This window comes from Alphaproteobacteria bacterium, assembly GCA_030739735.1.
GTDB lineage: Bacteria > Pseudomonadota > Alphaproteobacteria > UBA7887 > UBA7887 > UBA7887.
On the sequence record JASLYQ010000020.1, the window covers coordinates 47,270 to 55,700 of the forward strand.

The following is an 8,431-nucleotide window of genomic DNA, read 5'->3' on the forward strand; positions in this document are numbered from 1 at the left end:
TCCCTCCGTTACGCAGCGCGCTTCTTGCGCTCAAGGATGCGGTGCTCGATCTCTGCGCGAAAATGCCGGATCAGGCCTTGGACTGGCCAGGCCGCAGCATCGCCAAGCGCGCAGATGGTATGACCTTCAATTTGCTTGGTCACGGTCTCCAGCATGTCGATTTCCTCGATCTCCGCATTGCCGGTGACCATGCGCTCGAGCACGCGCCACACCCAGCCCGTACCTTCACGGCAGGGGGTGCATTGGCCGCAACTCTCATGTTTGTAGAAATGCGCCAGGCGCGCAATGGCAGCGATAATATCGGTAGACTGGTCCATAACGATGACAGCTGCCGTGCCGAGTCCGGATTTGGCATCACGCAGCGCGTCGAAATCCATGATCTGGTCTTCGCAAGCAGTCTTAGGCAGACAGGGAACCGAGGAGCCGCCGGGGATCACGGCCAGCAAGTTGTCCCAGCCGCCACGCACACCACCGGCATGGCGCTCGATGAGTTCGCGCAAGGGGATGCTCATCGCCTCCTCAACATTGCAGGGTCGCTCAACATGGCCAGACAGGCAGAACAGCTTGGTGCCGGTATTATTCTTACGGCCGATGCCCGAGAACCAACTCGCCCCACGTCGCAAAATGGTTGGAGAAACGGCCACTGTCTCAACATTAGTTACCGTAGTTGGACAGCCATACAGTCCGGCATTAGCAGGAAATGGCGGCTTCAACCGCGGTTTCCCCTTCTTGCCCTCTAGGCTTTCGAGTAGTGCCGTCTCCTCTCCACAGACATAGGCACCGGCACCTCGATGGAGATAAACATCAAACACTTCCCCCGTGCCGCAGGCACCCTTGCCGATCAGCTTGGCCTCATAGGCTTCGTCGATAGCGCGCTGCAATGCCTGAGCTTCGTTGTAAAACTCGCCGCGGATGTAGATGTAGGCCGCCTTTGCCCCCACCCCGAAGCCGGCAATGACGCAACCCTCGATGAGCTTGTGCGGCTCGTGGCGCAGGATATCGCGGTCCTTGCAGGTACCGGGCTCGCTCTCATCCGCATTGACGACAAGAAAGGACGGACGACCGTCCAGCTCCTTTGGCATGAACGACCACTTGAGACCGGTGGGAAAGCCCGCGCCGCCGCGCCCGCGCAAACCAGAGGCCTTGATATCCTCGACAATCTTGTCGCGACCGCGCTCCAGCAAAGCCTTAGTGTCATCCCAATCACCACGTGCCTGTGCCGCCTTTAAATCGACGCCGAGATTGCCGTAGAGATTGGTAAAAATACGATCCTTGTCGGCCAGCATCAGGTTCCATCCTCCGCTAGCAAGGTGGTGCGCCCACCGATCGGCGCCGAGGTGTCGCGATTGTGCTCTTGCGAGCCTATGATCACTGGCTTTCCGACCTTCAGATCATCGAGCAGACTCACCATGCGCTCAGCATCCAGATCTTCGTAATAGTTATCGTTGATCTGCACCACCGGCGCATTGACGCAGGCACCGAGACACTCGACCTCGACCAAGGTGAATTCACCGTCATCGCTGCTCCCGCCAAGTTCGACGTCGAGATGCTCGCGGCAAGCATTGATAAGGTCGTCACTACCCCGCAGCCAGCAAGGCGTGGTGCGGCAGACTTGTACTAAGTGCTTACCAACCGGCGCTAAATTGAACATGGTGTAGAAGGTCGCCACTTCGAAGGCGCGAATCTCGGGCATCTTAAGCAGTTCTGCGACCGCGCGAATTGCTGCCTTGGGCAACCAACCCCCATGCTGACGCTGGGCCAAGTCCAGCAACGGGATACAGGCGCTCTGCTGATGACCCGGGGGGTACTTGGCGATTACCGCCTCTGCCGCCAACATGGTCTCCTTACTGAAGACGAACGAATTTGGCTGCTCCGACGCCGGCGCAAAGTGACGCCCGCTCATCGGTCAATCTCCCCAAACACCACGTCCATGCTTGCAATACAGGCCACCATGTCGGCGAGTTGATGACCCTTCGACATAAAATCAATAGCCTGCAAATGGGCAAAGCCCGGTGCACGAATCTTACAGCGATAGGGCTTGTTGGTACCGTCCGCGACGAGATAGACACCGAACTCACCTTTGGGCGCTTCGACCACGGCATACGTCTCGCCCGCGGGCACGCGATAGCCTTCCGTATAGAGCTTGAAGTGATGGATCAATGCTTCCATCGACTGCTTCATTTTGCCGCGGCGGGGTGGCGCTATCTTGTTGTCCTCCACCATCACCGGACCTTCTGGCATTTGCTCAACGCATTGGCGAATGAGGCGCAGGCTTTGGCGCATCTCCTCCATACGCACCAGATAGCGATCATAACAATCGCCGTTACGCCCAACGGGAATATCGAAATCGAGTCGTTCGTAGACGGCATAGGGCTGCGCCTTGCGCAGGTCCCAGGCGGCACCGGTAGAGCGCAGCATCGGCCCGGAAAAGCCCCAATCCAACGCCTCGGCTGTAGACACATTACCGATATCAACGTTGCGCTGCTTCCAGATCCGGTTCTCGGTCAAGAGCCCCTCGACATCGTCGAGCACCCGGGGAAAGCCTTCCGACCACCGCATGATGTCCTCGTCCATGCCAGCCGGAATGTCCTGATGCACGCCGCCGGGCCGCACATAGGCGGCGTGCAGGCGCGCGCCCGAGGCACGCTCATAGAACTCCATCAACAGCTCGCGCTGCTCGAAAAGCCACAACAGCGGCGTCATCGCGCCGATGTCGAAGGCGTTCGCCGATATCTGCAGACAGTGATTGAGAATGCGCGTGATCTCATCGAACAGTACCCGGAGGTACAGCGCCCTCTCGGGCACCTCGATACCGAGCAGGTTCTCGACCGCCAGGCTATAGCAATGCTCCTGAGCCATCGTCGAGACGTAGTCGAGACGATCGAAATAGGGCAGCGCCTGGAGATAGGTCTTATGCTCGATCAGCTTCTCAGTGCCGCGGTGCAGCAGGCCGATATGCGGATCCGCGCGCTCGACGATCTCCCCGTCCATCTCCACCACCAAGCGCAGCACGCCATGCGCGGCCGGATGCTGAGGGCCAAAATTGAAGGTGAAGTTGCGGATCTCGGTCTCGGCCATCACGCGCTCTCACCGTCGGCTTTCTCATTACCGGATGGCGCCTGGTGGGTGCCATCCCACGGACTCACAAAATCGAAGTTGCGAAATTCCTGGGTCAGCGTCACGGGTTCATAAACGACGCGCTTTTGCGCCTCGTCATAGCGCACCTGAACATGGCCGGTAACGGGAAAATCCTTGCGTAGCGGATGCCCCTCAAAGCCGTAGTCACTCAGCATACGTCTGAGGTCGGGATGCTCGGAGAAGAACACCCCGTACATATCCCAAACTTCGCGCTCGTACCACGTCGCAGCGCTAAAGATAGCGCTTGCCGACGACACGGGCGTGTCCTCGTCGGTCCCGAGCGTCACTCGGATGCGGTGGTTTTGGCGATGGCTGAGCAGGTGATAGACCACGTCGAAGCGCGGCTCGCGCGCCGGCCAATCGACGCCCGAGATATCAACAAGTTGGCGGAAATCGCACTCGGTATCATCGCGCAGAAAGGTCAACAGCCTGATCACGACATCGGTATCGCAATGGATCGTCAGTTCGCCATTTGCCACCACGGGCCGCGAGGCTAGGCCCGGCGCGACCGTCATGATGTAGTCTGCGAGATCGTGAAGTGCCTGAGTCATGCTGTCGTTCGGCCGGCCGGCCTCAACGCACGATCGTGCCGGTGCGGCGAATCTTCTTTTTGAGCTGAAGGATGCCATACAGCAGCGCTTCCGCCGTCGGTGGACATCCCGGCACATAGATGTCTACCGGAACAACGCGATCGCAGCCGCGCACCACGGCATAAGAGTAGTGATAGTAGCCACCGCCATTGGCGCAGCTGCCCATGGAAATGACATAGCGCGGCTCGGCCATCTGGTCGTACACCTTGCGCATGGCTGGCGCCATCTTGTTGGTCAGGGTGCCCGCGACGATCATAACGTCCGACTGGCGTGGACTGGGCCGAAAGACGACGCCGAAGCGGTCGAGGTCATAGCGGCTGGCGCCGGTGTGCATCATTTCCACCGCGCAGCAAGCCAGACCGAAGCTCATCGGCCACATCGAGCCGGTACGCGCCCAATTGATTAGTTTGTCCAACTGGGCGACGACAAAGCCTTTGTCCGTGATCTCCTGGCCCACGCGATGCAGCAGCGCGTCCTGCCCCGCCGGGCCCGAAGCCAGGACGTCGGACGTCCCTACTCCCATTCAAGCGCTCCTTTGCGCCACTCGTAAACGAAGCCAATGGTGAGAACCCCCAGGAAGATCATCATCGACCAGAAGCCAAAGGTGCCAATGTCCTGCAACGCCACCGCCCAGGGAAAGAGAAAAGCCATCTCAAGATCAAAGATGATGAATAGGATAGCGACCAGATAGAATCGGACATCGAAACGGCCACGCGTATCGTCAAACGGCTCAAACCCGCATTCGTAGGCGGAAAGCTTTTCGCTATCCGGATTCTGCTGCGCTGCCACGTATGACGCCAGCACGACCGCCATGGCCAGACCGGCAGCGATGCCGAGAAAGATGAGAATCGGCAAATATTCAGCGAGCATCGCCTGTGCCTTATAGGCCGTCCCAAACAGCCTGACGCAAGGCGCCCTGACCCGGGGCCTCAGGGGGGGGTGAATTGGCGCTCGAACTATAGAACTCCCAAAGCTGGAAAGCAAAGAAATCCAGGCGTTTTTTTGCTCTTTTTGACTATCGATCAGGATGCGACGAAGTTGTTCTTCCTGCCGCTCCAATTGCGCTTACAATCGGGGGATAGCATTGCGAAATAGCTCGATGCTGACAGCCATCGTGGAGTTCCAACTTTGGATGCGGTTCAGAGGAGCATCGCCTCCGGCATGCCCTTAAACAACGCTTGCCACCCTGATCTGTATGGTCTGTCATGAACAGACAATATGGCCCGGTCGCAAGGCAAAGCCACTGATATAATAGGGATAATGGCGGGAGTGACGGGACTCGAACCCGCGGCCTCTGGCGTGACAGGCCAGCGCTCTAAAACCAACTGAGCTACACCCCCAAGCCAGTGACCGGTCTGTACGCGAGCCTCCGCGACCTGTCAAGGAAAGCAGATTAGTCCTCGCGTCTTTGCTCGCAACCTTGTCGTTATCCAACAGAATCCGATGCGCAGCGCTCAAAGAAAAGCGATCAAGTCAAGCAAGCTAGAGAAGCAGCGTCGCCGAAATTAAATACGCGTGGCTGGTCATACCCAGTGTCCCACGTGCAGCCACAAGGCATCGACCGCGATCACCAGAGAGGAGCTAGACATCGCCGCAGTGGCGACCAACAGCGTGACGAAGCTGGCGATGCCCTGTAACATATGATCACGCGAGCGCTCACCACGCCGTCATTTTAGGCTCACCTTCGAGCGTACTGGCCACCGGATATACGGCGTTAATACTTACGCCACGCTGGATCAAGAGATGGCACCGATAACTGTTAGTACGGAAACCACACCGCCATAAAAGCGAACATCATCATCGATGCTACGGCCAATTGTAACACGGCTAATCGCGACATCTAGGAACAGCAATGAGTTGCTTGTCGAAAATACTTCAGATCCGATAAGAGACTTTTCACTTCGGACGAGTCAATTCCAAAACTGCGGAGCAAACCACGTATGCTACGAAAATGCCGCCTTAACGTAGGTTGCAATTAAACCGCGATTTCGAAACACCGCCCATCGTGCCTAATTATATCGTCTCAGCTCCAGCTTAGCTATCTGGTTGCGGTGCACTTCGTCGGGACCATCGGCAAGGCGCAGAGTACGCGAATGCGCGTAAGCCAGAGCCAGCCCAAAGTCCTCTGTTACGCCGGCGCCGCCGTGCGCTTGGATGGCCCAATCGACCACCTTGCAAGTCATGTTGGGGGCCGCGACCTTAATCATTGCGATTTCCTGGCGCGCCTCCTTGTTGCCAACCGTGTCCATCTTGTAAGCGGCGTTGAGCACCAGCAGGCGAACCTGGTCGATCATGATTCGTGCCTCGGCAACGCGCTCCTGGGTGACGGTCTGCTCGGAGACCGGCTTGCCGAACGCGATACGCGATTTGGCACGCTTGCACATTCGCTCCAAGGCGCGCTCGGCAACGCCTATCTGGCGCATGCAATGATGAATGCGGCCCGGGCCAAGGCGACCCTGCGCAATTTCAAAGCCACGGCCTTCGCCAAGCAGGATATTCGATGCCGGCACACACACATCTTTGAAGTCCACCTCGGCATGGCCGTGGGGCGCATCGTCATAGCCGAAAACCGGCAACGCACGAACCACCTCGATACCGGGCGTATCCATCGGTACCACGATCATCGACTGCTGCTTGTGCCGGTTGGAATTGGTCGGATCGGTCTTACCCATGAAGATGAGCACCTTGCAGCGCGGATCTGGCGCACCAGACGTCCACCATTTGCGGCCGTTGATGACATATTTGTCGCCGTCACGCTCGATGCGCGCCTCAATGTTGGTGGCGTCGGACGAAGCCACGGCCGGCTCGGTCATGGCAAAGGCCGAGCGGATCTCGCCGGCGAGAAGCGGCTCTAGCCATTTCTTCTTGAGGGCTGCGTTGCCGTAGCGCTCAAGCACCTCCATGTTGCCCGTATCGGGCGCCGAGCAATTGAATACTTCGGGCGCGTATGGGGAGCGGCCCATGATCTCGCATAAGGGCGCATATTCGAGGTTTGTCAGCCCTGCCCCGCGATCCGATTCCGGCAGGAACAGATTCCACAGATCAGCCGCACGCGCCTTGGCCTTAAGCTCGTCGATCAGGGGCGCATGCTGCCAGCGATCACCCTCGTTGTTTTGGCGCATGATCTCATCCTCGTTTGGATAGATATGCTGGTCCATGAACGCGGAGATGCGTTCCTGTAGCGCTTTAACCTTGTCCGAATACTCGAAGTCCATGTGATACCCTCGTTCGATAAGCATGCTGCATCCGCAGCTTTTTCCTGCCTTACATTCAGCGACCCAACCGACAGGACCGAACCCAGCTTGAGTGAGCCTAGGACTCGATTTCCGACTCGTCCGCCTCTTCCGCGGGCGGGACATCGCCCTGCCCCTCGACCTTCTTTTGTTCGGCGCGCTCTGCTTTTAGCGCTGCCCGCGCGGCCTTCTTTGCCGCCTTGGACCGCTCACGTTCCATGCGTTCGAATCTGTAATTTGGCTTGCGAGCCATCGAAATCCTTTCCTTGCTGCCGTATTGCGCCATGTGGGCCGTTTCCCGGAAGGTCGTCGCGCTACCGGGCGCCCCGATACTGGCAAACCAGCGCAGCAAAGTCACGGGGGGCGGCATAGGACCAAGCAGAAATTTTCTGCAACCCTTTGTCGTTTATGACAACAGCTTGGTGCAATATAGTGCACCCTTACCATCTCGCAGTATGGACCAGTCGATGGGGGCTAATCACAGCCGTCTGGCATACGAATCGACAACGGTTACATCACCTCTAGTCACTGTCCTGCTTTGCACCACTCCGCTCGGACGCCTACCCTAACGGCAAGCAGCCTTTAATCAGCGTGCCACGGAGGCGTTCCCTTCCAGCGAAACCGCGATCATCTGCAAACGCTCACGGTCGTTTATATAGAGCGTGCGTCCCTTGCGCTGGATGATCTCGTCCTGGGTGAGTTGACTGATCACACGCGCCACCGTCTCGCGTGTCGTGCCGGCGCGGGCGGCGATTTCGGACTGGGTCGGCATCGGGTAGACCGACCAGAGATCCGGCACCGCAGGATCGGGGCCGCAGATGCGCAGTAGCTCGATATAAACGCGTTGCACCGCACCAAGCGTGCTCAAATCCATAATCCGATCGTCGCAGATACGAATGATGTGCGCCAAGCGCATCATCACCTTGAGGGCAGCCTTGGGCTCGTCGCTCATCACATCAATGAACAGAGTGCGGGGCATGACCGCGACAAGGGTGTCCTCTGCCGCGGAGACCGTGGCCGAGCGCGGCAGATTGTCGAGCGCGGACAGCTCGCCGAAATACTCGCCCGCCGGAATGGTCGCATAGGCAATCTCCCGGCCCGTGGTCGAGAAATTCGCCACTTCCACAGAGCCGGTGATAACCATAAAGAGATCCCGGCTGTCGCTATCGCGGGCGACGATTTCCTCTCCCCGCTTGTAACGGCGCCACATGCAACCCTGCTCCAGCCGTTGCAACGCATCAGGCGCAAGGCCGGACAACAACTCCACGCTGGCCAGTTGATCGGGCGACTGTTTTTCCATGCTCTGTTCTCGCTTCAGCGATAACGCGCCACTGCGATTCTAGAGACCTTTTCAGCCAGAAGAAACCAGTTTGACCAGCTTACGCGGCGGCAGCAGCGATGACATGCTGCCCGGCGACCGCAATTTTAACTTGGGTGATAGAGGCTGCGGCGCCGGTTTCTAGCTTTTCG

The 8,431-nt window shown here is 58.3% G+C and carries 9 protein-coding genes and 1 tRNA gene; all 10 read right to left on the reverse strand.

Annotation, left to right across the window (positions count from 1 at the left end):
• Window positions 1-8 precede the first annotated feature (8 nt).
• The 10 genes from nuoF to QF629_10455 all read right to left on the reverse strand — a co-directional run bounded on the left by nuoF (window position 9) and on the right by QF629_10455 (window position 8,261).
• The gene (gene nuoF / locus QF629_10410; protein MDP6013943.1) at window positions 9-1,286 is read right to left on the reverse strand and encodes an NADH-quinone oxidoreductase subunit NuoF; all 1,278 of its coding nucleotides are present in this window, start codon (window positions 1,284-1,286) and stop codon (window positions 9-11) included.
• Window positions 1,286-1,903: an NADH-quinone oxidoreductase subunit NuoE gene (nuoE, locus tag QF629_10415; protein MDP6013944.1), complete on the reverse strand. Its 618-nt coding sequence runs from the start codon at window positions 1,901-1,903 to the stop codon at window positions 1,286-1,288. Before nuoE ends, nuoF begins: the two co-directional genes overlap by 1 nt.
• Window positions 1,900-3,078 (reverse strand): NADH-quinone oxidoreductase subunit D, encoded by a 1,179-nt coding sequence (locus QF629_10420; GenBank protein ID MDP6013945.1) that lies wholly within the window; start codon window positions 3,076-3,078, stop codon window positions 1,900-1,902. Before QF629_10420 ends, nuoE begins: the two co-directional genes overlap by 4 nt.
• Window positions 3,078-3,689, reverse strand: coding sequence for an NADH-quinone oxidoreductase subunit C (locus QF629_10425; GenBank protein MDP6013946.1), 612 nt, complete (start codon window positions 3,687-3,689; stop codon window positions 3,078-3,080). Before QF629_10425 ends, QF629_10420 begins: the two co-directional genes overlap by 1 nt.
• A gap of 22 nt (window positions 3,690-3,711) precedes the next feature.
• A complete protein-coding gene (locus tag QF629_10430; GenBank protein MDP6013947.1) occupies window positions 3,712-4,251 on the reverse strand; it encodes an NADH-quinone oxidoreductase subunit B family protein in 540 nt (179 codons plus the stop codon).
• Window positions 4,242-4,598: an NADH-quinone oxidoreductase subunit A gene (locus QF629_10435; protein ID MDP6013948.1), complete on the reverse strand. Its 357-nt coding sequence runs from the start codon at window positions 4,596-4,598 to the stop codon at window positions 4,242-4,244. The genes QF629_10430 and QF629_10435 overlap by 10 nt, the downstream gene beginning before the upstream one ends.
• 391 nt (window positions 4,599-4,989) lie before the next feature.
• A tRNA-Asp gene (locus QF629_10440) sits at window positions 4,990-5,068 on the reverse strand.
• A 669-nt stretch (window positions 5,069-5,737) separates the two neighbouring features.
• Window positions 5,738-6,943 carry an acyl-CoA dehydrogenase family protein gene (locus QF629_10445; GenBank protein ID MDP6013949.1) on the reverse strand — a complete coding sequence of 402 codons (1,206 nt, stop codon included), beginning with the start codon at window positions 6,941-6,943 and terminating at the stop codon, window positions 5,738-5,740.
• Between the two features lie 97 nt (window positions 6,944-7,040).
• Window positions 7,041-7,319, reverse strand: a complete 279-nt coding sequence (locus QF629_10450) for a hypothetical protein (GenBank protein MDP6013950.1) — start codon at window positions 7,317-7,319, stop codon at window positions 7,041-7,043.
• A 228-nt stretch (window positions 7,320-7,547) separates the two neighbouring features.
• Window positions 7,548-8,261: a Crp/Fnr family transcriptional regulator gene (locus tag QF629_10455; protein MDP6013951.1), complete on the reverse strand. Its 714-nt coding sequence runs from the start codon at window positions 8,259-8,261 to the stop codon at window positions 7,548-7,550.
• Between the last annotated feature and the right edge of the window lie 170 nt (window positions 8,262-8,431).

What these genes read in the sequence shown, in the direction of transcription:
- nuoF (MDP6013943.1), bottom strand. Translation starts at nt 1,286, where the DNA reads ATGCTGGCCGACAAGGATCGTATTTTTACCAATCTCTACGGCAATCTC.
- nuoE (MDP6013944.1), bottom strand. Translation starts at nt 1,903, where the DNA reads ATGAGCGGGCGTCACTTTGCGCCGGCGTCGGAGCAGCCAAATTCGTTC.
- QF629_10420 (MDP6013945.1), bottom strand. Translation starts at nt 3,078, where the DNA reads ATGGCCGAGACCGAGATCCGCAACTTCACCTTCAATTTTGGCCCTCAG.
- QF629_10425 (MDP6013946.1), bottom strand. Translation starts at nt 3,689, where the DNA reads ATGACTCAGGCACTTCACGATCTCGCAGACTACATCATGACGGTCGCG.
- QF629_10430 (MDP6013947.1), bottom strand. Translation starts at nt 4,251, where the DNA reads ATGGGAGTAGGGACGTCCGACGTCCTGGCTTCGGGCCCGGCGGGGCAG.
- QF629_10435 (MDP6013948.1), bottom strand. Translation starts at nt 4,598, where the DNA reads ATGCTCGCTGAATATTTGCCGATTCTCATCTTTCTCGGCATCGCTGCC.
- QF629_10445 (MDP6013949.1), bottom strand. Translation starts at nt 6,943, where the DNA reads ATGGACTTCGAGTATTCGGACAAGGTTAAAGCGCTACAGGAACGCATC.
- QF629_10455 (MDP6013951.1), bottom strand. Translation starts at nt 8,261, where the DNA reads ATGGAAAAACAGTCGCCCGATCAACTGGCCAGCGTGGAGTTGTTGTCC.